At 69.5% G+C, this 22,855-nt stretch carries 21 protein-coding genes; 12 read left to right on the top strand and 9 right to left on the bottom strand.

From position 1 onward, the window contains the following. Window positions 1-270: 270 nt before the first annotated feature. A complete protein-coding gene (locus tag ACIP5Y_RS13665; RefSeq protein ID WP_400350074.1) occupies window positions 271-807 on the top strand; it encodes a VOC family protein in 537 nt (178 codons plus the stop codon). 72 nt (window positions 808-879) lie between these two features. Here ACIP5Y_RS13665 and ACIP5Y_RS13660 read toward each other — a convergent pair whose 3' ends face one another. From ACIP5Y_RS13660 to ACIP5Y_RS13650, 3 genes are all read right to left on the bottom strand, one after another. After that, window positions 880-1,662: an ABC transporter permease gene (locus ACIP5Y_RS13660; protein WP_400350073.1), complete on the bottom strand. Its 783-nt coding sequence runs from the start codon at window positions 1,660-1,662 to the stop codon at window positions 880-882. 85 nt (window positions 1,663-1,747) lie between these two features. Then, window positions 1,748-2,899 (bottom strand): ATP-binding cassette domain-containing protein, encoded by a 1,152-nt coding sequence (locus ACIP5Y_RS13655; RefSeq protein WP_400350072.1) that lies wholly within the window; start codon window positions 2,897-2,899, stop codon window positions 1,748-1,750. Further along, window positions 2,896-3,612, bottom strand: coding sequence for a hypothetical protein (locus tag ACIP5Y_RS13650; protein WP_400350071.1), 717 nt, complete (start codon window positions 3,610-3,612; stop codon window positions 2,896-2,898). The genes ACIP5Y_RS13655 and ACIP5Y_RS13650 overlap by 4 nt, the downstream gene beginning before the upstream one ends. A gap of 129 nt (window positions 3,613-3,741) precedes the next feature. On the opposite strand from ACIP5Y_RS13650, the gene ACIP5Y_RS13645 reads away from it, so the two are divergent. Both ACIP5Y_RS13645 and ACIP5Y_RS13640 read left to right on the top strand, forming a co-directional pair. After that, entirely contained in the window at window positions 3,742-4,572 is an 831-nt protein-coding gene (locus ACIP5Y_RS13645; protein ID WP_400350070.1) for a helix-turn-helix domain-containing protein, read from the top strand. A 13-nt stretch (window positions 4,573-4,585) separates the two neighbouring features. Further along, a complete protein-coding gene (locus ACIP5Y_RS13640; RefSeq protein ID WP_400350069.1) occupies window positions 4,586-5,029 on the top strand; it encodes a VOC family protein in 444 nt (147 codons plus the stop codon). Window positions 5,030-5,031: 2 nt separating this feature from the next. Here the strand turns inward: ACIP5Y_RS13640 and ACIP5Y_RS13635 are convergent, their stop codons facing one another. Then, window positions 5,032-6,078, bottom strand: a complete 1,047-nt coding sequence (locus ACIP5Y_RS13635; RefSeq protein ID WP_400350068.1) for a glutathione S-transferase family protein — start codon at window positions 6,076-6,078, stop codon at window positions 5,032-5,034. A 165-nt stretch (window positions 6,079-6,243) separates the two neighbouring features. On the opposite strand from ACIP5Y_RS13635, the gene ACIP5Y_RS13630 reads away from it, so the two are divergent. Further along, window positions 6,244-7,038: an enoyl-CoA hydratase/isomerase family protein gene (locus ACIP5Y_RS13630; RefSeq protein WP_400350067.1), complete on the top strand. Its 795-nt coding sequence runs from the start codon at window positions 6,244-6,246 to the stop codon at window positions 7,036-7,038. 370 nt (window positions 7,039-7,408) lie between these two features. Beyond that, complete coding sequence (locus ACIP5Y_RS13625) at window positions 7,409-8,644, top strand: class I adenylate-forming enzyme family protein (RefSeq protein WP_400350066.1); 1,236 nt, start codon at window positions 7,409-7,411, stop codon at window positions 8,642-8,644. A gap of 18 nt (window positions 8,645-8,662) precedes the next feature. On the opposite strand, the gene ACIP5Y_RS13620 is transcribed toward ACIP5Y_RS13625, so the two are convergent. Continuing rightward, window positions 8,663-9,397, bottom strand: a complete 735-nt coding sequence (locus ACIP5Y_RS13620; protein ID WP_400350065.1) for a tyrosine-protein phosphatase — start codon at window positions 9,395-9,397, stop codon at window positions 8,663-8,665. 420 nt (window positions 9,398-9,817) lie between these two features. Between ACIP5Y_RS13620 and ACIP5Y_RS13615 the strand changes: the two genes are divergently transcribed. Continuing rightward, window positions 9,818-10,297 carry a TetR family transcriptional regulator gene (locus tag ACIP5Y_RS13615; RefSeq protein WP_400350064.1) on the top strand — a complete coding sequence of 160 codons (480 nt, stop codon included), beginning with the start codon at window positions 9,818-9,820 and terminating at the stop codon, window positions 10,295-10,297. 58 nt (window positions 10,298-10,355) lie between these two features. Next, complete coding sequence (locus ACIP5Y_RS13610; protein ID WP_400350063.1) at window positions 10,356-11,534, top strand: amino acid deaminase/aldolase; 1,179 nt, start codon at window positions 10,356-10,358, stop codon at window positions 11,532-11,534. A 33-nt stretch (window positions 11,535-11,567) separates the two neighbouring features. Here the strand turns inward: ACIP5Y_RS13610 and ACIP5Y_RS13605 are convergent, their stop codons facing one another. Then, window positions 11,568-15,257 carry an AAA domain-containing protein gene (locus tag ACIP5Y_RS13605; protein WP_400350062.1) on the bottom strand — a complete coding sequence of 1,230 codons (3,690 nt, stop codon included), beginning with the start codon at window positions 15,255-15,257 and terminating at the stop codon, window positions 11,568-11,570. Window positions 15,258-15,564: 307 nt separating this feature from the next. Here ACIP5Y_RS13605 and ACIP5Y_RS13600 point away from each other — a divergent pair, with 307 nt between their 5' ends. The 3 genes from ACIP5Y_RS13600 (at window position 15,565) to ACIP5Y_RS13590 (ending at window position 17,903) form a co-directional block, all read left to right on the top strand. Continuing rightward, complete coding sequence (locus ACIP5Y_RS13600) at window positions 15,565-16,422, top strand: class I SAM-dependent methyltransferase (protein WP_400350061.1); 858 nt, start codon at window positions 15,565-15,567, stop codon at window positions 16,420-16,422. A 157-nt stretch (window positions 16,423-16,579) separates the two neighbouring features. Then, window positions 16,580-17,326: an alpha/beta hydrolase gene (locus tag ACIP5Y_RS13595; RefSeq protein WP_400350060.1), complete on the top strand. Its 747-nt coding sequence runs from the start codon at window positions 16,580-16,582 to the stop codon at window positions 17,324-17,326. A gap of 49 nt (window positions 17,327-17,375) precedes the next feature. Next, window positions 17,376-17,903, top strand: a complete 528-nt coding sequence (locus ACIP5Y_RS13590; protein WP_400350059.1) for a gamma carbonic anhydrase family protein — start codon at window positions 17,376-17,378, stop codon at window positions 17,901-17,903. Here ACIP5Y_RS13590 and ACIP5Y_RS13585 read toward each other — a convergent pair. Continuing rightward, window positions 17,887-18,531: a phosphoribosyltransferase gene (locus ACIP5Y_RS13585; RefSeq protein ID WP_400350058.1), complete on the bottom strand. Its 645-nt coding sequence runs from the start codon at window positions 18,529-18,531 to the stop codon at window positions 17,887-17,889. The genes ACIP5Y_RS13590 and ACIP5Y_RS13585 overlap by 17 nt on opposite strands. A 211-nt stretch (window positions 18,532-18,742) precedes the next feature. Between ACIP5Y_RS13585 and ACIP5Y_RS13580 the strand changes: the two genes are divergently transcribed. Then, window positions 18,743-18,940 (top strand): hypothetical protein, encoded by a 198-nt coding sequence (locus ACIP5Y_RS13580; RefSeq protein ID WP_400350057.1) that lies wholly within the window; start codon window positions 18,743-18,745, stop codon window positions 18,938-18,940. A 54-nt stretch (window positions 18,941-18,994) separates the two neighbouring features. Here ACIP5Y_RS13580 and ACIP5Y_RS13575 read toward each other — a convergent pair whose 3' ends face one another. Next, window positions 18,995-19,816, bottom strand: coding sequence for a carbon-nitrogen hydrolase family protein (locus ACIP5Y_RS13575; protein ID WP_400351268.1), 822 nt, complete (start codon window positions 19,814-19,816; stop codon window positions 18,995-18,997). 256 nt (window positions 19,817-20,072) lie between these two features. Here ACIP5Y_RS13575 and ACIP5Y_RS13570 point away from each other — a divergent pair, with 256 nt between their 5' ends. After that, a complete protein-coding gene (locus ACIP5Y_RS13570) occupies window positions 20,073-21,872 on the top strand; it encodes a DEAD/DEAH box helicase (protein WP_400350056.1) in 1,800 nt (599 codons plus the stop codon). A gap of 151 nt (window positions 21,873-22,023) precedes the next feature. Here ACIP5Y_RS13570 and ACIP5Y_RS13565 read toward each other — a convergent pair whose 3' ends face one another. Continuing rightward, window positions 22,024-22,800 (bottom strand): hypothetical protein, encoded by a 777-nt coding sequence (locus ACIP5Y_RS13565; protein WP_400350055.1) that lies wholly within the window; start codon window positions 22,798-22,800, stop codon window positions 22,024-22,026. Window positions 22,801-22,855: the final 55 nt, after the last annotated feature.

Raw genomic sequence — 22,855 nt, 5'->3', positions numbered from 1 at the left:
TCCGGCACCCGGACCCTCATCTCCCCACCCACCTCAATCGACATCATCCAAGCTGGTTACAACCGTTCCGACCCCAGTTTGTTCCCTGGGTACGACAACCGGGAAGGCTCGCGGCCGGCGCCGCAAGCTTTCCGCGCGGCGTGAACACAACCCTTGCGGGCCGTCCGGGGGTGCGAAGTGTGCGCGCTGAGCGGGTGTCGCCTTGTGCCCCGGCCCGCTGCCGTGGTCCGCTGAAGTCGGATCACCACCGTCTGGAAGGGAGTCGCGCACATGCCGATTCAGCGCCTCAATCACGCCGTCCTGTTCGTTTCGGATGTGGAGCGCTCGGCCGCCTTCTACGGCGAGGTGCTCGGCTTCCGCCGCCTGCCGGGCGGCTTCCCCGGGGCGGTCTTCCTCCAGGCCGCGGGTTCGGCCAATGACCACGATCTGGGTTTGTTCAAGTCTCCCGATCCGTCGGCCGGGCATCGGACGGGCCGGATCGGCCTCTACCACCTGGCTTGGGAAGTGGACACGCTCGCCGAACTGCAGCGCATCCGGGAGGTATTGACCGCGGCCGGCGCGCTCACCGGCGCCTCCGATCACGGCTCCACGAAGGCGTTGTACGCGGCCGATCCGGACGGGATCGAGTTCGAGGTGTGCTGGCTGGTGCCCGATGACGCCGTCGAGGAAGAACTACGGAATCTCACCGCGCCTTCGCTGCCGCTGGACCTACCCGCGCTCATCGGCAAGTACGGCGCGGACACCCCGGGCGGCCCGCGTACCGATCACGAGGTGTGGCGGCGCCTGTTCGCCGGCCGCACCGAGTGATTCGCCGGGCGCACCGAGTGAGCTGAACGCGGAAAGTCCCGGTCAGTGATTGCGGTGGGGAAGATCCCGCGGTCAGATGTCCCGGCGGGTGAAATACCACCAGGCGCCGCCACCGGCCACCCCGGTCCACACCACCAGCAGCACCATGGCGGCCGGCGTCGGTGCGATGAACACGTTGCCGGCGAACTTGCCGCCACTGATGGCGCCGACCGTGGCCGACACCGGCAGGATGGTCGCGAAGCCGCCGAATCCGATGGCGCGGGCCGTGATCCACACCAGTGGTTCCACAATGGTCCAGCCGAGCACGGCGGCCACCGCGAGTATCGGCGAGCGCAACAGGAATCCGGCCGACGCGCCGATCACCGCCCAGCACAACACCGCCAGCGCCACCCCGAGCAGCACCAGGAAGAACCCGCCGTCCACGGGCTGCTTACTGCGCCCGGCCAGCAGCATGGCCGCCCCGCCGAACACTTCCATCACCACCACGGTGGCCAGTGAAATCCCGCCCGTGACAGCCAGTTTCGCGCCCAGCAGCAGATTCCGATCCGGCGTGAACAGCGAACTCAGCGCCAGCGACCCATCCCGATACTCCTGCCCCGAGGCGATGGCTCCGAAAACCCCGGCCCCCACCACGGCCAGCACGAGCACCGCCGACACCAGCCACGACGACCACCCGATCGCATGTGCGAACCCGGATTTCCCGCCGGGCTCATAAGCCAGCCCGAACGCCCCGAACACCACCACCGCGACCAGCACGGCCACCGGCGCTACCACCCGATTCACCCGCACCGAAGTAACCTTCCGCACTTCGGAATTCCCGGCCCGAGCCACCACCGGCGGCACCGTGACGATCATCGAGCATCCTTTCGTCGAACACCGAGTCCTGCCATCGCGGCGGCGGTCGAAAGCAGTTCAGCGGCTGTGGGTCCGGGGGTGGCCCTCAACGCGGCGCCCCGTAGATCGCGGGGGTGCGGACGGCGGAGCCGGCGGGGCGGGTGAGGGCGGCCAGGACCTGGTCGGGGTGGATGTGTTCGGAGGTGATCTCGGTGAGCTGGACGCGGACCGCGGCGGCGGCCGATTCCACTTGGGCGACGGAGGTTTCGGCGATGGCGAGGCGGCCGTCGGGGCGCATGACGGCGTCGGTGATGCCGCGGGCGGCGAGCATGGTGGCCAGGGCGATCGGGCTGGAGGCCTTGACCAGCAGACGGTCCGGGTGGCTGCGGCGCAGGCGGGCGGGGCTGCCCTGATAGACGATGCGGCCGGTGTCGAGGACGATGAGCTCGTCGGCGACGGGGATGACGCTGCTCAGGGTGCGGGAGGTGAGCAGGACCGTGCCGCCGCGGCGGGCGTGCGCGTTCAGATACTCGTAGAGCCAGGCGGTTTCGGCCGCGTCGAGGCCCACGGTGGGGTCGTCGAGGAGCAGCAGTTGCGGATCGCCGAGCAGGGCGATGGCCAGCGCCAGCCGGGTGCGCACGCCTTCTGTGACGCGGTCGATGCGCTGTTCCGCGACGTCGTCCAGCCGGGTTCGGGTGAGCAATTCGTCCACGCGGGCGTCGGAAACGCCTGCGGCAGCGGCATATACGCGCAACTGGTCACGTACCGTCCGGCGCGAATGCAGTCCGCGCGGGGTCAGCACGGCACCCACCGTGTCGGCACCGGGCATGCTACTCGAGCCGAGCCCGCCACCGTAGCTGTCGCCCGCCAGGGCAGCGCCACTGCTCGCAGCCGCAGCACCCGAGATACGTTCGGCTGCCGCGGTGCCCGAGGGCCGGCCCGCGCCTGCGGTGCCCGGGGTGCCGGCCGCCGCGCCGCTGTCCGCGATGCTGGAAGCATGGCCGGTCACTGCGGTGCCGGCGTCGCTGGTCGCGGGTGCGGTGTTGGTGAAGCGGGCAGCCGTCGCGGTGCCGGAGGTGGGTCGCAGTTGGCCGAGCAGTAGGCGCAGCACGGTGGTCTTGCCCGCGCCGGGCGGGCCGACCAGCGCGGCCACCGTCCGGGTGGGGACCACGAAGCTCACGTCGTCCACCGCGGTGCGGGTCTCGAAGGTCTTGCTCAGCCCGGTGGCGGCGAAGGCGAGCGGCCGGGGGCCCGTCACGGGCGGCTCGTCCGGGGCGCGGGTTCCACGGCGGGCAGCGGATCGGCGTCGATGATCAGTGGTCGTGGCCAGGACGGCGGCGGTGGGCCGAAGGCGCGGCGGGCATTGTCGACCACCTGGTGGCCCAGGGCGCGGTTGCCGAATCCGCCGATGGCCGCGCCGATTCCGGCCGGAATCACGCTGCCGATCATGACGGCGCTGCGTTTGGCGAGGAACTGCACCAGGAAGCGCTTGAGCAGGGTGTCGTTCATGCTGCTGATGCCGGGGATCTTGCTGCTGAGCAGGGTGCCCCAGTTCTTGGCGGAGTGGCCGACGCTCTTCTCCACGATGTCCATGCCGCTCTCGCCGAGCACCACGGCCAGCACGAGGGCGCGCCGGCGTTCCTTGTCCTCGGGGGTGACGCCGTGCACGGCCGCGACGGCGAGCGTGAACACGGCCGACGCCTCCAGCACGAACGCGGTTTCCGCGCTCATGGCGGCCAGCGAGGTGATGGTGCCGACGCCGGGTACGGCCGCGGTGGCGCCGACGGCGGTACCGCTGCCGGTGACTGCGTTGAGGTAGAGCTTCTCGATGCGCGTGAGGATCTGCGCGGGCGTCTCGTCCGGATGCGCGTCCCGCAGTTTGCCCACGTATCTGGTGACCGCAGGCCCTTGGACCTGGGCACCGTTGTCGAGCAGCGAGACGACCGTCTTCTCGAGCCCGGCCTTGAACATCGCGACACCCCTTACTCAGTGCGGTCCTCCGACCGAAACTCTATGGCACTCGGCCAACGATCCGCGACAGACAGCGGTTCCGGACCACCAGGTTCCCCTCGGATGCCCGATCGGCCTACGGTGAAACCCGTGGCAGGTGTGTCCGAGGGCGCGTCGGGTCTCCCGCATCCGCGCTTGCGGCCCTTCGTACAGGGGTACGAGGGCTATCGGCTGCACGGTTTCGAACCAGGCACGCATGTGGGCATGCCGGCGTCGACGCTGACCGTGATCGTCACCATCGACGAGCCGATCCACGTGCCGGTGTCCTCGCAGCCCGGTCAGCCCGGCGGGCATTGGGACATGCTGGCCAGCGGGCTGACCGTGCACCCCGCGACGGTCGCGCACAACGGTTTCCAGCACGGCATCCAGTTGAATCTGACGCCGGCGGGCTGCCGGGCCCTGTTCGGCGTGCCGTCCGCGGCGCTCGGTTCGTGGATCGTGGAGTTGCCGGAGGTGCTGGGGGCGCGGGCCCGCGAACTGCGGGAGCGTCTGTCGGTGACGCCGCAGTGGCGGCGCCGCTTCGGCATTCTCGACGAGATCCTGTTGCGTGAGCTGCATCCGGTGCCCTGGGACGATGAACTGACCCGGGCCTGGGAGCTGTTGTCGGGTCCGGATCCGGCGGTGCGGGTGGCCGCTGTCGCGGACGAGATCGGCTGGAGCCGAAGGCATCTCGGTAATCGTTTCGCCGCCGAGTTCGGTGTCACCCCCAAGGATGCGGCGCGCATCGCCCGTTTCGAGCGTTCGCATCGCATGCTGCGCACGCCGGTGCTGCCGCCGCTGTCCGAGATCGCGGTGCGGTCCGGCTATTACGACCAGGCGCATATGGCCCGCGAGTGGCGGGAGCTGGCCGGTATGCCGCCGTCGGTGTGGCGGGAGCGTGAGGAGTTCCCATTCGTCCAAGCCCTGGAGCCCGCCGAATAGCGAGGGTGGAGGCATGACCGAAACAACCTCAGTACAGACCGGCCCTTCGGGCCGTTTCACGCAGCAGGGCGCCGTGATCTGGCCGACTCTGGTCTATCGCGATGCGCGCGCCATCATCGCCTTCCTCGAGCAGGCGTTCGGTTTCACCACCGCCGCCCGCTACTCCGAGGGTGACACCGTGGTGCATGCCGAACTGTCCTGGCCGGGCGGTGGCGGCGTCATGCTCGGCGAATACCGGGAGGATATGGCCCTGTCGTGTCAGCCGCCCGGCGCCGGTTCCATCTATATCGTCGTCGCCGATCCGGATGCGGCGTATGCCCGCGCAAAGGCCGCGGGCGCGAACATCACCAGGGAACTGCGTGATGAAACCGATTACGAGTCGAGGGGTTTCGTCTGCCGCGACCCCGAAGGCGTCTATTGGAGCTTCGGCACCTACGGGGGCGCGCAGGCGGAGTGACCTCAGTCGGCGTGCTCGGGTGCGCTCAGCGCCGAGTGCGAGGCGGGGACGATCTCGGCGGGCGCCGGCGGCGGGGGCGGGGTCCCGTCGCCGAAGGGCCTGCCGCCCAACGCTTCCCGGCCGTGCGGCGTGAGCCAGTTCGACAGTTCGGGCCCCTTGGGCACGATCCGCGTCGGGTTTATATCGGTGTGCACGATGTAGTAGTGCTGTTTGATCTGGGTGAAGTCGATGGTGTCGCCGAAGCCCGGGGTCTGGTAGAGATCGCGGGCGTAGGCCCACAGCGCCGGGAACTCGATGAGCTTCTGCCGGTTGCACTTGAAGTGCCCGTGGTAGACGGGATCGAAGCGGGCCAGGGTGGTGAACAGCCGGACGTCGGCCTCGGTGAGGGTGTCGCCGACCAGGTAGCGCTGGGTGCGGAGCCGTTCCTCCAGCCAGTCCAGGGCGGTGAAGAGCCGGTCGTAGGCGGCGTCGTAGGCCTGCTGGTCGCCGGCGAAGCCGCAGCGGTAGACGCCGTTGTTGACCTCGGTGTAGACGCGGCGGTTCACCGAATCGATCTCGGGCCGAAGGTCTTCCGGGTAGAGCTCGGGTGCGCCGGGCCGGTGGTACTCCACCCATTCGGTGGAGAAGTCGAGGGTCATCCGGGCGTAGTCATTGGTGACGACCTGACCGGTCGGCACGTCCACGATGGCGGGCACCGTGATGCCGCGCGGATAGTCCGGGTACCGCTTGAAGTAGGCGTCCTGCAGGAAGTGGATGCCCAGTACCGGATCCACCTCGCCCGGATCCAGATCGAAGGTCCAGCTGCGCTTGTCGTGCGTGGGCCCGCACAGTCCGAGCGACAGCGCGGCTTCCAGCCCGAGCAGCCGTCGCACGATGAGCGTCCGATTCGCCCAGGGGCAGGCCCGCGCCGCGACCAGCCGATATCGCCCGGCCTCGACGGGATACCCGTCGTGCCCGTCCGCGGTGATCCGCGTGGTGATGTAGTTCGTGTCCCGCTTGAATTCCCCCGGCTCCACGTAGCTGCCAGGTTGCGATTGCGCAGTGGTCACCCGCCCAGTCTGTCAGATCTGGCAAGGTTCGCGGCCGTCTCGGTCTGGACTGAGTGGAGCGGGGGAGCGAAGCGGAGGAGCGGAGGGAGGGAAGACCGAGACTTCGGGGCCGCGAACGCCCCGGAGCGAAGCGGAGGGCAAAAATACAGCCTAGATTCGGGGCTTATGACTGACTCGAAGCCCACGCGGCTGGAACGCGCCGTCACCGCTGGTGGCGCGGATACGGCGATCCTCACCATCGCGCATCCGCCCTTGAATCTCTTCGACAAGGCCCTGCTGGAGGCGCTCGCGGTAGATATCGAGGAGCTGTCGGCGCGGCCGCCGCGCGCGCTGCTGATCCGCGCGGACGGCAAGGTGGTGTCGGGCGGCGTCGACGTGCACGTGTTCGACGGGTTGTCCATCGACGAGGGCGCCGAGCTGTGGCGGACCCTGTTCGCGCGCATCATCCATCCGCTGGAGGCGCTGCCCTGCCCGGTGATCTTCGCGGCGCACGGCCTGACCCTGACCGCGGCCTTCGAGATCTCCCTGGCCTGCGACATCATCCTGGCGGCGCCCAGGGCCAAGTTCGGTCTGGTGGAGACGGTGGTCGGCCTGACTCCGTCCATGGGCGGCCCGCAGCGGCTGGCCGAGCGCGCCGGGTCCGGTCGCGCCCGCGAATTCGTCATGACCGGCGACCTGTACGACGCCGCCACCCTGGCCGGCTGGGGTGTGGTGAACGCCGTGCACGAGGAGGTCGAGACCGCCGCCCGGGACCTGCTGGCGCGGCTGGCCGATGGCCCGACGCGGGCGCACGCCGCCACCAAGCAGATCATCGGCGCGTGGCGTTCGGGCGGTGTGGCGCATGCGGATTCGGTGACTCCGGAGGTCTCCGGACAACTCTTCGCTACCGAAGATCTGAAAGGCGCGGTGCGCAGTTTCCTGGAAGTGGGCCCCGGAAAAGCCACTTACACGGGAAAGTAAGCGGCAATGTAACTGTGACGTTCGAGGCGTACTAATTCCGCTGTGGCACCGCAATTCTGCTCTTATTGCCGCAGGGGAATTGGTGCGCCGACGTGTTTTCGGGAGTGTCGGGCTTCGTGTCGGCTAACGCGTTATCGACCCCCTACGGCGTGTCGCGCATAGGGGCGGGGGTTAGGGGAGAGAAGCGACGGTGAACCACTTCTACGTGCGGCTTTACCGGAATTCGGTCCGACGGTAGGGGTGTGCACCGGGCCGTGTTGTGTTTCGAAGGGGTGAACCCGGGCATCGGTTTGCCGACAATCCGCCCATGGCTGTGATCTGCATCATATAGTCACTGTGCCTGGAGGCAGCGAGGCACTCGGAGGGACGAATGTCGCAGTTACTGGTGGAGTATCCGCACTCGCGAAATGCCTGGTGCGGCAACCCGCTTGCGCGCGGTGCCGACGGCATCCTGCGCTATGGCAACCTGACGCCCGCGCTGACCGAGCTATTGGACATTCAGGTGCACACCTTCGCCGGCCGGGAGGCCGTGGTCGAGATCGGCGGCCCGCGGCTGACCTACCGCGAACTCTGGTATTCCGCTTCCCGCATCGCCGGCGGCCTGCAGGAGCACGGCATCGGCTACGGCGACCGGGTGGCGGTCCGCATGCCGGTGGGTGCGCGCTGGGTGCAGGCCTTCCTGGGCGCCCTGCTGTCCGGCGCGGTGCCGGTGCTGGTGCACGACGGGCTGCCGGATGCGCTGGCGGCACAGGTGATTCGCGATGCCTGCGCCGACTACGTGCTGGACGGCGGCGGGAGCGCGGCCGGCTACCGCGAGGCGATGCCGGATGCCGCGGCCTTCATCGACGACGGCGCTTCGCTGGGCGAGCTGGCGCTGCTCTGCTACACGAGTCCCGGCGCCGATCTCGGTCCGCGCGGGGTGGAGCTCACCAACGAGAACCTGTTGTCGGCCATCAGTTCCGTGGTCGGCGCGCTGGAACTGCCCACCGAGGGCCTGCGCAATCTGGTGCTGCTGCCGCTCGCGCACGCGAGCGGCTGTGTGGATCAGCTGCTGCCGACCTTCGCCGTCGGCGGGACCGTGGTGCTCACAGCGGATCCCGCGGCGGTGCCGGAAATCCTGGTGGCGGAACGAATAGACATGGTGTCGGCGACACCTCGCATCTTCGCCGGACTGCTGCCCGGGCTCGCCGGGCTGCGGGTCGAGCAGGTCCGGCAGGTCTGCAGCGCCGGGCATCGCGCCGAACTCGCCGTCACCGATCCGGCCACCTCCGAGTCGGTCGCGGACACGCTCCGGGAAGTGTTCCCCGCGGCCCGGCAGTGGTCGGTGTGGGGCGCCACCGAGACCAGCGGCATCGGCCTGGCCCGTGAGGACGGCGCCGCCCGGGATGCGCTCGGATTCGCCTTCGGCGGTACCGAATTGGCCCTGTGGGGTCCGGAAGCCGCGGCGGGGCAGGGTGAACTGCTGTGCCGCGGCCCGAATGTGACCCGCCGGTATTGGAACGATCCGCTGACCACCGAATCCCGTTTCACGGGAGCCTGGTTCCATACCGGTAATCAGGTGAGCATCGATCCGGACGGTCTGGTCCGCCGCGCCCTGGCGGAGTGACCCGCCCGCACGAGGGATTCAGTCGACGAGGCGGACGCGCAGGCGCTCGCGGGTGTCCGGGGTGAGGCCGATCTCGGCGAGGTAGCCGTCGAGGCCGCCGTACATGGCCTGCATGGATTCGGTTGCGGCGGCCAGGTATTCGGGTTTCACGCCGAGCAGGTCCTCGGACAGTTCCTCGTTGGTCTCGTCGCTCATGAAGGAGCGCAGGACGGGGACGGCGTCATTGCTGAGCAGGTAGTCGGCGTAGATGTCCTCTTCGGTGACGTCGACGGCGCGCAACAGGGTGGCGACGGCCCAGCCGGTGCGGTCCTTACCGGCGGCGCAGTGCACGAGGGCGGTGCCGGTGAGCACGGATGCCGTGAGGGCGCGGATGGCGTCGTGGGCTTCGGGGAGGGCGGGGAAGGTCCGGTACACCTCGAGCATGTGCCCGAGGGCGGTTGCGGCATTGCGGGCCTCGTGCGGCGGCGCCTCGCCCATGCTGAGGTCGAAGGGCGTCACGTGCAGCCGGGCGGATTCGGGGAGCTGGTCGGCGCCGATGAAGTCGATCTCGGCGTGGCCGCGCAGGTCGTGCACGTCGGTGACGCCGAGCCGGACGAGGGTGGCGAGGCCGTTCTCGTCGAGCCGGCTGAGCTGTGCCGATCGCAGCAGGATGCCGTGGCGGACGGTGGCTCCGGTGCTGGTGCGGGCGCCGCCCACATCACGGAAATTGAAGGTGCCGGAGATCAGGAATTGGTCCGGTCGGGCTGCAGTCACCCGCCCAGGCTATCGGTGGGACGGTATCGCGTGGGTGACAGTGGACCGATGACCGGGCGAATTGTCGGGTAGTGACGGAGGTGCAATGGGGCTTGCCCTGTGCGCTCGGGCACAGTCGCTGGTTTTGCGCGATCTTGGTTCGTAAAATACCGAACGGTCCTAATGCAGTGTTTACCAGGCAAACGATCTATTCTGACGATTCCCATTCGATCGCGGGCCTGTTCCGATTAGGTAACAAAACAATCCTTAGGTACGGAATCGGCTATCAAAGCTGGTTACCAACCCAGAAAAGGTCGTATCGTGGATACCCGTTGAACGGGTATGCCGGGTCCTGCTCGGAGGATCAGTGCCGATCTGCAACCCGTTGAGCGAGCCGCGCAAGCGAGGTGCGCGAGTTCTTTTCGCCAAAGGGAGTCGTCGTTGAGCGCAAGTGGAGAAATCATCCAGGTCGGAGTGCGTCCGGCCATGACCGAGGCCATCGAGAAGACGGCGTCGGCGCTGGATTTCACCGGCAATCGTGCGTTGCGAATCCTGCTGCACGCGGGAGTGAGCACGCTGTGGCCGATCTTGAAGTCCACCCCGGACCGGCAGCTCCGGGCTTATGAGAACACGCTGAGCATGCTGCGCCGGCGTTGGGAGAACGAGGCGGTCTGTGTACCGGATCCGGCGGCCGCGGCCGGATTCCGGGGCCTGGACGCGGAGGTGACCGCGTTCCTGGAGTTGTGTGCCCAGCGGTCGGCCACACAGTGGCTGGAGCCGGTGGATGCCATCGCGGCGTATCTGGTCGCGGTCATTCAGGGCATGGTTTTGCGGTGGCTGGCCGATTGCGATGACGAGATCTCACTCGTCGTCATGGATGATCTGGTGTCGTATCTGTCCACGAAAGCGGTTGATCTTTAGGGCGGGGATCTGCGCGGAAATACTGGACGATTGACCAAGTTCGTGGTCGAATGAACTGGTGACCGACTCGTCGTCAATCGCGGTGCTGAATACGGCCACCGCCGATCTCGACCCGCCCCTGGCCGCGGTCGACCTGACCGCCCTGCGCGCGAACGCCGCCGATCTGGTGCGGCGGGCCCGCAACGTGCCGATCCGGGTGGCCAGCAAGTCGGTGCGCTGCCGCGCCGTCCTGGAAGAAGTACTGGGGGACAAGCTCACCGCATCCGGCGGCTTCGCCGGCATCATGGGATATTCGCTCAGGGAAGCCATCTGGCTGGTGCGTGAAGGCGCCCGCGACATCCTGCTCGGCTACCCCACCGCCGACCGCGCGGCGCTCGCGGAACTCGCGAGCGATCAGGTACTGCTCGACTCCATCACCCTCATGATCGACGACGTCGACCAGCTGGACTTCATCCGCACCGCCGTCGGCAGCGAAAACATCGCTCCCCGTGTATGTCTCGACGTGGATGCCTCCCTGCGCATCGGCCCGCTGCACCTGGGCGTGCGCCGTTCACCGATCCGCACCCCCGAACAGGCGGCGCAACTGGCGGCCGAAACTCGCAGGCGCGGTTTCAAGGTCGTCGGCGTCATGACCTACGAGGCGCAGATCGCGGGCCTGCCCGATACGAATCCGGCTGTGCGCCTGGTGAAGAAGGCGTCCGCCATGGAAATCCTGAAGCGCCGCCGCCGGGTGGTGGACGCCGTGCGCGCCACCATCGGCGAACTGGAGATCGTGAACAGCGGCGGCACCGGATCCATCGAGGTCAGCATTGCCGACCCGGACGTCACCGAGGTGACCGCCGGATCCGGGCTCTACCTGCCGACCCTCTTCGACGGCTACCGCAATCTGGCGCATCGGCCCGCCATGTACTTCGCGCTGCCGGTGCTGCGCCGGCCCGCCGCGGGCATTGCCACGGTCTTCGCCGGCGGCTACATCGCCTCCGGGCCCACCGGCGCCACGCGCGTGCCGAAACCGGTGTGGCCCTTGGGTTTGAAGCTCATCGGCACCGAGGGCGCGGGGGAGGTGCAGACCCCGCTCACCGGCGCGGACGGACTGCGCATCGGCGACCGCGTCTGGTTCCGGCACGCCAAGGCCGGGGAACTCTGCGAACGCTTCACGAAGGTGCACCTGGTCGACGGCGACGGCAGCCGCACCACGGTTCCCACCTACCGTGGCGAAGGGCAGTGCTTCGGCTAGCAGCCGATCGGGGCGGTGGCCGCCCGGCTGTGGCTAGACGCGGTCGAGCTGGAGGACGGCGGCCAGGTCCGAGAGTTCGGCGGTCGTGGCCGGGAGATATTCGGTCAGCAGCGGCGAACGGACGATGACCGCCGACCACATGGCCCGGGAAATGGCGCTGGTCAGCCAATGCCGCGACAGTAGCGGCGCAATGCCGTGCGGCGCGTCCTTGGGCGCGGAGGTGGTCATGGAGACCAGCACCACCGCGGCCTCCCGGCCCTGGAAGTGATCGGGCGTACCGACCAGCACATCCTCGATCCGGGCCCGCGACAACAGGGTTCGGATGCGCGCCACCTGTGCGTGATAGGGCGCGACCACCAGAATGTCGTGCGGATGCAGCCGGCGGGTCACCGCGCCGGTATGCCACGGCAGGCCCAGCAGCGTGCGCACCTGGCGGACGATCTCCCGCGCCTCCTCGGCGGATTCGGTGCTGTTGCCGTGGTGTTCGACGGTCACCGTCCGCACGCCCGGTGGAATCCCGTCGAGTTCCCTTGCCAGGGTGACGGTTTCATTGGAGCGCAGCCGATTGTCGTACCGCAGCCGGGAGACCGGGCCGCTCATGCGCGGATGCATGCGCCAGGTGCGATCCAGGAAGTAGCCGTAGCCGGCGGGCAGGGTGCGATGCGCGCCCACCACCCGGCCCAGCACCGATTCGTCGACCGCCTCCGGATGCACGCCGTACCCGTCCAGCGGTGCGGGATCGCCGACCAGCAGCAGGTTCCGGGCGCACACCGCCACCGCGACGGCGTCGGCCAGCGGGAACTTCCCGGCATCCACGATCACCAGCAGGTCCAGGCTGTCGCGGGGAACGCGGTCGGTATCGGTGAAATCGCGCGGCAGGCCGCCGACCACACAGCCGTTCACCGCATTGTCGAGGAACCGCGCGTACCGGGCCGGTTCGATGGGCAGCCATTCCGGCGCGACCGACCGCGCGTCCGCTTTGGCCACGAGTTCGGGCAGCACGCCCACCTCGACCACCGCGTCCAGTACGTGCTCGACCACCGCGTGCGCGCGTGTCACCACGCCCACGCGCCACTTGTAGCGGGTGACGAGTCGCTCCACCACGCGTGCGGTGGTGTCGGTCTTGCCGGTGCCGGGCGGACCCTGCACTGCCACATAGGAATCGGCGAGATCCAGGACGGCCGCGGTGACGGCGGCGGCGTGATCGCCGAACACCTCGGGCAGCGCGTCACCGGCGAGCAGCCGGGGCGGGCGGCGGCAGAGAATGTCGAAGACCGCCGTCTCCGGCACCTGGGGCAGCGTCACCAGCAGGTGGTGCGCCGTATCCTCCAGCGCCTCTTCGAGATACACGTCCGTGCCCGGCGGGCAGGGGGCGATGGCGGTGGGCAGTTCGTCATAGGGCGCGCACTCGCCGGGCAGGAATTCCACCAGCCGCACGGCGTCCGCGAAGCTGCCGTCCAGGGTGCAGCCGAGGACGGTGGCGTAGGCGACGGCGCGCTGACCGGGGGCGGCGGACATGCCGGGCGCGGGACGGTCGTAGAGGGTGAGCACGGGAGTGCCCGGCGCGGGGGCGTTTCCGGTGCCGAGGCGGCCCGTCAGCGTCAGGTAGCGGCGCATGCCCCGGCCGGTGCTGTGCCAGCCGGTGTCGACGGTGCTCCAGTCGGCCACGAGGACGCCCGGTGTATCCGCCCATTCGTCCACCGGATGGTCCAGCCGGTCGTCGTGCGCCCAGCGCAGCGGCCGCCGCTCCCGCCGGTGATAACCGAGCGCCGCCGCCGTGAAGGCCGCCGCCACCTGCGCCTCGCAGGGTTCCGGCTCGCTCTCCGCGAATTCCCGCAGCGCCGCCTCGATTTCCTCGGGCCCGGTCTCGGCGTAGTCGTAGGCCCACCGCCGCACCGGCTGCACCCCGTGTTCCGCGCCCTGGCTCAGCAGCCAATCCCGCAGCCGCAGTACGGCTTCCGCGCCCTGTTCGGATTCCCCCTGATTGGGCGGCAACTGATGCAGGTCATAGGACCGCTCACCGACGATCAACGCCGCCCGCACGATCGGATACAGATCGACCAGTGTGGGCAGCAGTTCCGCCACCAGATCCTCACCGTCGGACCGTCGTTCCCCCAGCAGGCTCAACAGCCACCGCACCGCCCCGCGATAATGATGTATCCGCAGTTCCGGCCGCTCCCGCTGCCGCTCCACCAGAAACTCCAGCAGCGCATCCCCGTCATCCCCGCCCCCCGGCCCGGCCCCGCCGCCCTCCGCATCCGCCCGACACTCGGCCCGAATCACGAACCGCCGCACCGCAACCGCCCACTCCGCCGCGGGCGCGGGCTCGAAACCCAATGCCCGAGTCTGCAACTCCGCCCCGAACACCGGTAGCTCCGCGGTCGTGACCGCCGCCCGATCGGTCGCCTCCGCCTCCTGCCCCGACTGACCGCGATCCGCCCGGGTTCGTGAGGCACCGCCACCCGCCGGGTCGTCGGGGTGCCCGGCCGCGATATCTCCGGTTTCGATCGAGTCGAGGTATCCGGACTCGGCTACGCGTCCCGCCGCCTCCGGATGCGTCCTCGAAGCGGAGGTCCCAACGCCATCGGCTGGATGGTGGGCGGGCGAATCGGCGACTCGCGCAGCGGTTTCCAGGTGCCGGACGGATGCCTTGGCGGATCGGATGGTGATGATCAGATCACCCGGGAGTTCGCCGAGGTCCGCGGTCGGCGGGCCCGTCAGCGGGCGCACGCTCAGGAAAAGATCGGCGGCCGTGGGGCGGGGTAGGGCGGCGAGGGCGGTGGCGTCGGCGAGGGTGTGGGTGGGGTGGCCGGTGCGTTCGCGCTGGAGTTGTAGGTCGGCCTGGCGGCGCAGGGTGGCGAAGGCGGGGGCCGGGACGCCCGCGACCGTGGCCTCGGCGGCGGCCAGGCGGTCGACGGTGGTGATGCCGGCGTCGCGGAGCTGGGCGCGGGTGGCGGGGCGCATGCCGGCGACCAGCAGCAGATCGCGGCGGGTCTGCAGTTCGGCGGAGCAGACAGCGCAGCCACCGCAGGCCAGGAAGCGGCGGTCGCCCCACTGGACGGGCAGCAGTTCACCGAGTTTGGTGTCGACGATCAGGTCCAAGCGTGCTCGCCGGGCCTGGTGCACGACCGCGATATCGGACAGCAGATAGGTTCGCGGCGCCCCGTCCACCCACAACCGGGCATGCGGCGCGGGCCGGAAACCGCTGTGCCGCAGGGCCTCCGCCATGGCGGCGAGACCGAGCAGTGCGGTGATCTTCGTGGCCCGGGTGGCGACGGCCGCGGGCAGATAGTCGTGCGCCTCGGGAGTGTGATCACGCAACAGGAAATCGCAACGTGCGGCGAACCCACCGTCCACCGCCACCGCGCCCGCCACCGCATCGGCGCCCGCACCGAGCGCCTCGAGCGTCTGCTCGTGCGCCGCCCGCAGCACCGCGAGGGCTGCCGCCGCATCCGTTGCGCGGGTTGCTGCCGCCTCGGCGGCGGCATCCCGCACGCGGATTCGGACGGCGCCGGTGCCGTAGCGGTCTCGTAGATCGGCCAGGCGCTGTTCCACGGCGGCGTCCGGTTCGGGCGCGGGTTGCGGATGTGGTGCGGCCTCGAATTCGACCGGCGGCACCAGTCCCAATTCGGCGTCGAGGGCGCGCAGCAGCGCGAACTCGCAGCGCGCTGCCGCGACCAGGTCACCGGTGCTGCACACGACACGATCACCGAACAGAATCAACCGCGGCCCTCCTGTGTCTCTCCGCGTGACACCCGCCCCCGGCCGGAGCATCGTTGCGTGGCCGAGTCGCGCAACAGCGTAATGACTGCGGGCCGTGGGATGTGGCGCCGGGGAGGATCCGCGGGTGCGCCGGTGCGGGCAGGTGCAGCCGCACGTCAGGGCGGGTTTTGCGGGCGATGTTGGGGGACAACGCGACTCGTGGGTGCGGCGCGGCGGAGGCGGGCCCGCGCGGCCGGTCGCGGGCGGGAAACGCCATCGACCATTTCGGCGTGTCGCCGTAGTGTGGTGACGACGAGAGGGATTGCTCATGCAGAACGGTGGACCCAGCCGCACCGCCTCCGGGGCTGCCCGGTATCGCGCCGAACATCAGGTACTGGACGCCGCGAGCGTCTTCCGGGATCCGCTCGCCGTCGCGGTGGCCGAACCGGCCGGCGGACCCGAGGGACTCGCGCCGGGGCATGTGGATCAGGACCCGGCGGTGGCGGCGCGGATGCGCATGTTCATCGCGTCGCGCTCCCGCTACGCCGAGGACGCGCTCGCCGACGCCTACCGGGCAGGTGTCCGCCAGGTGGTGTTCCTGGGCGCGGGCCTGGATACCTTCGCCTACCGCAATCCGCACCCGGAGCTGCGGGTCTTCGAGGTCGATCACCCGGATACCCAGGAGTGGAAGCGGCAGCGGCTGGCCGAGGCACAGATCCCGATCCCGGCGTCGGTGATCTATGCCGGGGTCGATTTCGAACGTCAGAAGCTCGAAGATGTGCTGCCCGCAACGGGTTTCGATGTGGAGGCGCCGGCGTTCTTCATCTGGCTGGGTGTCACCGTCTATCTCACCCGCCCGGCCATCGCCGGCACGTTGCGCACGATCGCCGGGTTCGCGCCCGGCACCGGACTCGTCTTCGACTACGGCCTGCCGTGGACGCCGGGGACTCCGGAGGAGCGCGCCCGGGCGGAGGCGCGCATGCGCCGCCTGGCGGCGATCGGCGAGGAATGGGTCAGCTTCTTCACGCCCGAGGATATTGCGACGGAACTACACGAGGCGGGCCTGGAACTGGTCGAGGATGTCGCTCCGGACATGCTCCTCACCCGCTATCTGGACGACTGGAGTCCCGCGCAGCGGCCCGGCCCGCACCTGGTGCGGGCGGTGGTCGCGGCACCGCAAGGCTGATGCGGTCGCCCGGAATCCGGATCCGGCCGTTCCACATTCCGCCCCCGGCCGCGTCACGAATCTGACGGGGCCGAGGGCACCTGCGGATTCGCGTACTACTCACCGGTCGCCCGACGAAGGGTCCCAATCTGACGCGACGATTTGCCACAATCGCCGGATGCCTTATCTCGATGGCGCCCGCGGACGGCTCCACCACCGCAGGTGGCCGGTCGAACATCCGGTGGCCGCACTGGCCCTCCTGCCTGGGATCGGCCAGCACAGCGCCCACTACCACCGCTTCGCCCGCGCCCTGAATGCCGAACACATCGAACTGTGGACCCTGGACACGTCCGGCCACGGTCTCAGCGAGGGCGACCCGGACCGGCCCGGCACGCTCGCCGAACTCACCGCCGACGCGCACACCTTCCTCGATCCCATCCGCCCCGGGGTGCCGCTGATCCTCATGGGTCATTCGCTGGGCGCGGCCACCGCGCTGGCGGTGATCGCGTCGCATCCGGAACCGCGGTATGCGGGACTGATCCTGTCCGGTACGCCGAAGGCGGCGCTGGAGGGCCGGGAACCGAAGTCGGCGCGCGGCGCGAATCCCGTGCGCGCCGGGCGGCTTTCGCCCGCGGGGGCGATGGCTCCGGCGGGTGTCGGCGCGGCGCGGATCCGGGCGCTGGGCGCGGAGGTCGGTGAATCCGGTTGGACGGGACCGATTCTCCCCGAACGCTTCCCACTGCTGATCCTGCACGGCTGCGACGACCGTCGCGCCCCGCTGGATCCGGTGCGCGACTGGGCCCGCGCGGTATCGGCCGAATTCCACGAATACCCCGATACCGGGCACGACATCCTGCACGAGCCGGCGCAGGCCCGGGCCACGGCGGATGTCACCGCGTGGGTGCGGGAACTGGTTACCGACTGATTCGTCTCTGCCGGGTGCGGGACGTGCCGGATATGGCACGGTGGAGGGCGTGCCACTCTACGAATTCGAAGGCAAGCGGCCCACCGTCGATCCGACCGCGTTCATCGCGCCCACGGCCGTCCTCATCGGGGATGTGCGGGTCGAGGCGCGGGCCTCGGTCTGGTACGGCGCGGTGCTGCGGGCCGACCTGGCGCCCATCATCATTCGCGAAGGCGCCAATGTGCAGGACAATTCGGTGATCCACGGGCCGGAGAACGTGCCCGTGGAGATCGGCCCCGGCGCGACCATCGCGCATTCGGTGGTGTTCCACGGCGCCACGCTGGGCGCGGAATCCATTGTGGGCAACGGCACCACGGTGCTGGACATGGCGAAGATAGGCAGCGGCACCATGGTCGCCGCGCATTCCCTGGTCTCGCCGGGCGCCGAGATCCCGGACGGCGTGCTGGCCGCGGGGTCACCCGCGGTCGTGAAGAAGGCCCTGGCGGGTACGCCGGCGGAGGTCTGGGTGCGAACCAATCCCACCTACTATGCCGAGCTGGCGCAGCGGCACCTGAAGGGCCTCAACGAGATTCGCTGATCCCGCCCGGCCGCAGGTAGCCGACGACCTCCTCGTCGGTCAGCTGATGGAAGTCCTGATACACGGCGCCGACGCCGCCCATGGACCGTGGGACGAGCGGGCAGACGACCTGGTCGGCGAGCGCCCGGAGGCGATGCAGCGCCTCCACCGAGGACACCGGCACCGCGACCACCACCCGCCGCGGTTCGTGCAGCCGCGCGATCTCGACACCGGCCGCCATGGTCGCGCCGGTCGCCATGCCGTCATCGGCGATCACCACCGTGCGGTCCTTCAGCGGGATGGGCGCGTCGGCCCGCAGGACGCCGCGCCGCCGCTCGAGTTCGGCGCGTTCGAGCGCCTCGACGTCGGCCAGCTGCTCGACGGTAACCCCCGTGTGCCGCATGACATCCACGTTCAGCACCCGCACCCCGTCCTCGCCGATGGCGCCCATCGCGAGTTCCGGCTGCCACGGCACGCCGAGCTTGCGCACCAGCAGCACATCGAGATCGCCGCCTATGACATTTCGTATCGCCGCGGCCACCGGAACGCCGCCGCGGGGCAGTCCCAGCAGCAGCGGGTCCGCCGCGCGCAGGTGCCCCAGCACCCCACCCAGCGCGCGCCCGGCGACCCCCCGGTCCGGATAGAACACTGCAGTTCAGTCTAGTTGCCGCGGGCGTCCGGCGGGGTGCCGCGGCGGGTTCGGGGCGGGCGGGCCCGGCCGTTGCCGGATCGGTGCGGCGAGCGCGGGGCGCGCCGGGTCGCTATGTTGGTGGAACCAGTTCGTGCCTGCTTGTCCGGAGTTCGTACCTGATCACCGGGCATCGTCGTAAGGTTTGGTTGCGGAGCGGGAGGAGACACGTGTGGCGGGCGGCGAATCCCGTTCGTGGGAAACGTGGTTGAAGGAGCTGACCGCGCAGGCCGAGGCAGCCGGTCTGTCGCTCCGCCGCAAGCACGAGGCGCCCTATGGGTGGGAACTGGTCCGGGACGACGAAACGGTCGAATGGGGCTCCCTGGTGGATATCGAACGATATCTGCAGTCCGGCCACTCACCGGACTGACCCGATCTCCGCAGGACTTACCCGCTTTCCGCGCCGGCTCGTCCGCGCCCCGCGTTATTCGCCACGGATCGTGTAGCGGCGCAGGGCCAGGCTCGGATTCGTGGCGCGCACCTCGTCCAGATGCTCGAGATCCAGGTGCGCGGTCGCGATACCGGGCGCATCGCCCAGCTCCGCCAGCACCGCACCGGTCGGCGCCACGATCATCGACGCACCGCAGCCCCGCGGCTCCGCATGGTCGGCGGCCGCCACGTACATGGTGTTCTCGATGGCCCGCGCGCGCAGCAGCGTCGTCCACTGATCGACCTTGCCGGGACCCGGAATCCACTGCGCGGGCAGCAGCAGCACATGCGCGCCCGCCGCGGCGAGCCGCCGAATTCCTTCCGGGAAGCGCAGATCGAAACAGGTCTGCATGCCGAACACCACACCGTCCACGGTGAACACGGGCGTCTGGTCGAGCGGACCGGGAACCACGAAATCGGATTCCTTGAAGCCGAAGGCGTCGTAGCAGTGCACCTTCCGGTACACCGCCGCGAACTCGGCGGCGGGAGAAGCGGCCACCAGGGTGTTGAAGATGCGTCCCGGCGGTTCGTCCCCGCCCGGCAGTTCCACCACGCCCGCCACCACATGCACCCCGAATTCGGCTGCGATACCGCGCAATCCGGTGACGAACGGGCCGGTCAGCGGCTCGGCCGCGGCCACCACCCGCTCATCCAGCCGCTTGGTCGCGAACATGGAGTACTCGGGTGCGACGACCACTTTCGCTCCCAGTTCGCTGGCGGCCTTGACTTCCGCCCGCAGTGCGGTGAGATTGGCCACGGTATCGGTGTAGGGACCGAACTGCACCACCGCCACGTCCACCGCACCGGCGGGCGCGATCCCGGCGGCCACCACTTCCCGTGGCGCGGATTCGTGGATCGCCGTCGTGACCGCGCCCGAGCTGCCGGGTTCGGCGGTGGTGACGGCGCCGGTGACGTAATTACGGACGGGAACTGGTTCGGTGCGGCCCAGGCCGGAAGCCGAACCGACGGGCGTCGCGGAAGGGGACGCGGGCGGGTTGTCCGGTTGCACGACCTCCAGGGTATTGGCCCGATGGTCGGTGCGACACCTAGCAGGCAGTAAACTCCTGGTCAATATGAGTACCTCACCGGCCGACAGCGTTCCCAGCGACGACGAGAGGGACGTTTCCGGCCCGTCCTTCGCAGATCTCGGCATCGATGACCGCATCCTGCGGGCCATCGCCGATGTCGGCTACGAGTCGCCGTCGCCGATTCAGGCGGCCACGATTCCGCCGTTGCTCGCGGGCAATGACGTGGTGGGTCTCGCACAGACCGGTACCGGTAAGACGGCCGCGTTCGCCATTCCGGTGCTGCAGGGCATGCACGACACCGGTAAGGCGCCGAAGGCGCTGGTGCTGGCGCCGACCCGGGAACTTGCCATTCAGGTCGCCGAGGCGTTCGGCCGCTACGCCACCCACATGCCCGGCGTGCACGTGCTGCCCATCTACGGCGGGCAGAACTACGCGGTGCAGCTGTCGGGTCTGCGGCGTGGCGCCCAGGTGGTGGTCGGCACCCCGGGCCGCGTCATCGATCACCTCGAGCGCGGCACGCTGGACCTGACGCAGCTGCAGTACCTCGTGCTGGACGAGGCCGACGAGATGCTCAAGATGGGCTTCCAGGAGGACGTGGAACGCATCCTGCGCGACACGCCCGCCGAGAAGCAGGTCGCGCTGTTCTCGGCCACCATGCCGACGGCGATCCGCAAGATCTCCAAGCAGTACCTGAAGGACCCGGTCGAGATCACCGTCAAGACCAAGACGTCGACCAACACCAACATCACCCAGCGCTGGGTGCAGGTGTCGCATCAGCGCAAGCTGGACGCGCTGACCCGCATCCTCGAGGTGGAGCCCTTCGAGGCCATCATCATGTTCGTGCGCACCAAGCAGGCCACCGAGGAACTGGCCGAAAAGCTGCGCGCGCGTGGGTATTCCGCGGCCGCCATCAACGGCGATATCGCGCAGGCGCAGCGTGAGCGCACCATCGGGCAGCTCAAGTCGGGTGTGCTGGACATCCTGGTCGCCACCGATGTCGCGGCGCGTGGCCTGGACGTGGAACGCATCTCGCATGTCGTGAACTACGACATCCCGCACGACACCGAGTCCTATGTGCACCGCATCGGCCGTACCGGCCGCGCGGGCCGCTCGGGTGACGCGCTGCTGTTCGTGGCCCCGCGCGAGCGCCGGCTGCTGGACGCCATCGAGCGGGCCACCCGCCAGTCGGTCACCCAGATGCAGCTGCCCAGCGTCGAGGACGTGAACGCGCAGCGGGTGCAGAAGTTCGGCGACGCCATCACCGAGAACCTGCAGTCGTCGAACCTGGCGCTGTTCCGCAAGCTCATCGAGGACTACGAGCAGGAACACGACATCCCGCTGGTGGACATCGCGGCCGCGCTGGCCGTCGGGTCCTACGACGGCGACAACTTCTTCATGGAGCCGGATCCGGAACCGGTACGCCGCGAACGCAGTTCACGCGACTACGAAGACCGTGACCGTGATCGGGCGCCGCGCGAGCGCCGGGACAGCGGACCCTCGCAGCACCGGCAGACCGGCGCGGAGATGGCCACCTACCGGATCGCGGTCGGCAAGCGGCACAAGGTCGCGCCCGGTGCGATCGTCGGCGCCATCGCCAACGAGGGTGGCCTGCGCCGCAGCGACTTCGGGCATATCAGCATCCGCCCGGACCACAGCCTGGTGGAGCTGCCCGCCGACCTGTCCCAGGAGACGCTGAATGCGTTGAGCCGCACCCGGATCAGCGGTCAGCTGATTCAGCTGCAGCTGGATTCGGGCCCGCCCGGACAGCGCCCGCTGACCCGCACGCCGCGCCGGGAGTTCCGGGGCGAGAACAAGCGATTCGATCGCCGCAAGCCGCGTTCCTGAGCTGAAATCGCTCGGCTCCCAGCCAATGGCAAAGGCCCGCACCGACTTCCACTGGAAGGGTGCGGGCCTTGCTCGTTTCCGGGCCGGGATCGTTCGGGCCGTTTCCGGTTGAGACCGAAGCGGTCCGCAACCGGAGGTGGTCCGTGACCGGCTAGTTGCCGGGCGCGATCAGCGGGGGCTGGTTCGTGGTGGTCGGGGCCGCGGGCTGGTTCGGGCCGCCGGGGTTCACCGGAGGAGTGGTGGTCTGGACCGGGCCGCCGGGGTTCACGGGGTTGCCCTGGTTCGGGTCGCCCGGGTTCACGGGGGCGGCTGCCGGGGCGTCGGGCACGGTGAACAGGCCGACGGTGGGGAGCACCACGCAGCGGGCGGCCGGGTAGTCGATGGTGCCCCAGAGCGAGGCGACGACGGTGCCGGGGCCGGAGTCGACGGTCTTCGACAGCGAGGGCAGGTTGTAGTCGGTCCGGTCGTCCAGGGCGGTGATGCCGCTGCGGCCGTTGTTCACGTTCAGCCAGGCGACACTGAGCCCGGAGGCGAGCGGGAAACCGTCCTGCTGCACGGTGGCCTGGACGATCATGGTTCCGGGCGGGCCCGCGATCGCGCCGTCCGGGCCGCCGGCGGTGATGGCATTGGCGGCGGCCAGGCTGAACGGCATGTTATGGCCGCAGCCGAGGGTGGGCGCCATATAGGAGAACGGCGTGAATCCGATGTCCTGCAGCTTGGCCGCGGCGATCAGCTGGGCGCTCTTGGCGGTGGCCTGCACGGCCGCCTGTGCGTCCGGATTGTCGCCCGCCGCCTGGGTGAGTTGTTCGATGCCGGTCTCGGCGGGCGTCTTCGGCGCATCGGCGCCGGCTGTGGCGACACCGACGATGGTGGCGGCGGTGATGGCGGCGATCGATGCGGCGCGCCGGGTCTGGGTCCTGCCGTTCACTCGTACAGCTCCTGCGAACTCGGATACCGGGGTTTGGGCTTCCCGGCAACGTACC

Source organism: Nocardia sp. NPDC088792 (genome assembly GCF_044750615.1).
Lineage (GTDB): Bacteria > Actinomycetota > Actinomycetes > Mycobacteriales > Mycobacteriaceae > Nocardia.
This window is presented reverse-complemented; position numbering and strand designations above follow the sequence as displayed.

Excerpts from the sequence above, each read along its gene's own strand:
- ACIP5Y_RS13665 (WP_400350074.1), top strand. The coding sequence starts at position 271 with ATGCCGATTCAGCGCCTCAATCACGCCGTCCTGTTCGTTTCGGATGTG.
- ACIP5Y_RS13660 (WP_400350073.1), bottom strand. The coding sequence starts at position 1,662 with ATGATCGTCACGGTGCCGCCGGTGGTGGCTCGGGCCGGGAATTCCGAA.
- ACIP5Y_RS13650 (WP_400350071.1), bottom strand. The coding sequence starts at position 3,612 with ATGTTCAAGGCCGGGCTCGAGAAGACGGTCGTCTCGCTGCTCGACAAC.
- ACIP5Y_RS13640 (WP_400350069.1), top strand. The coding sequence starts at position 4,586 with ATGACCGAAACAACCTCAGTACAGACCGGCCCTTCGGGCCGTTTCACG.
- ACIP5Y_RS13630 (WP_400350067.1), top strand. The coding sequence starts at position 6,244 with ATGACTGACTCGAAGCCCACGCGGCTGGAACGCGCCGTCACCGCTGGT.
- ACIP5Y_RS13625 (WP_400350066.1), top strand. The coding sequence starts at position 7,409 with ATGTCGCAGTTACTGGTGGAGTATCCGCACTCGCGAAATGCCTGGTGC.
- ACIP5Y_RS13600 (WP_400350061.1), top strand. The coding sequence starts at position 15,565 with ATGCAGAACGGTGGACCCAGCCGCACCGCCTCCGGGGCTGCCCGGTAT.
- ACIP5Y_RS13595 (WP_400350060.1), top strand. The coding sequence starts at position 16,580 with ATGCCTTATCTCGATGGCGCCCGCGGACGGCTCCACCACCGCAGGTGG.
- ACIP5Y_RS13570 (WP_400350056.1), top strand. The coding sequence starts at position 20,073 with ATGAGTACCTCACCGGCCGACAGCGTTCCCAGCGACGACGAGAGGGAC.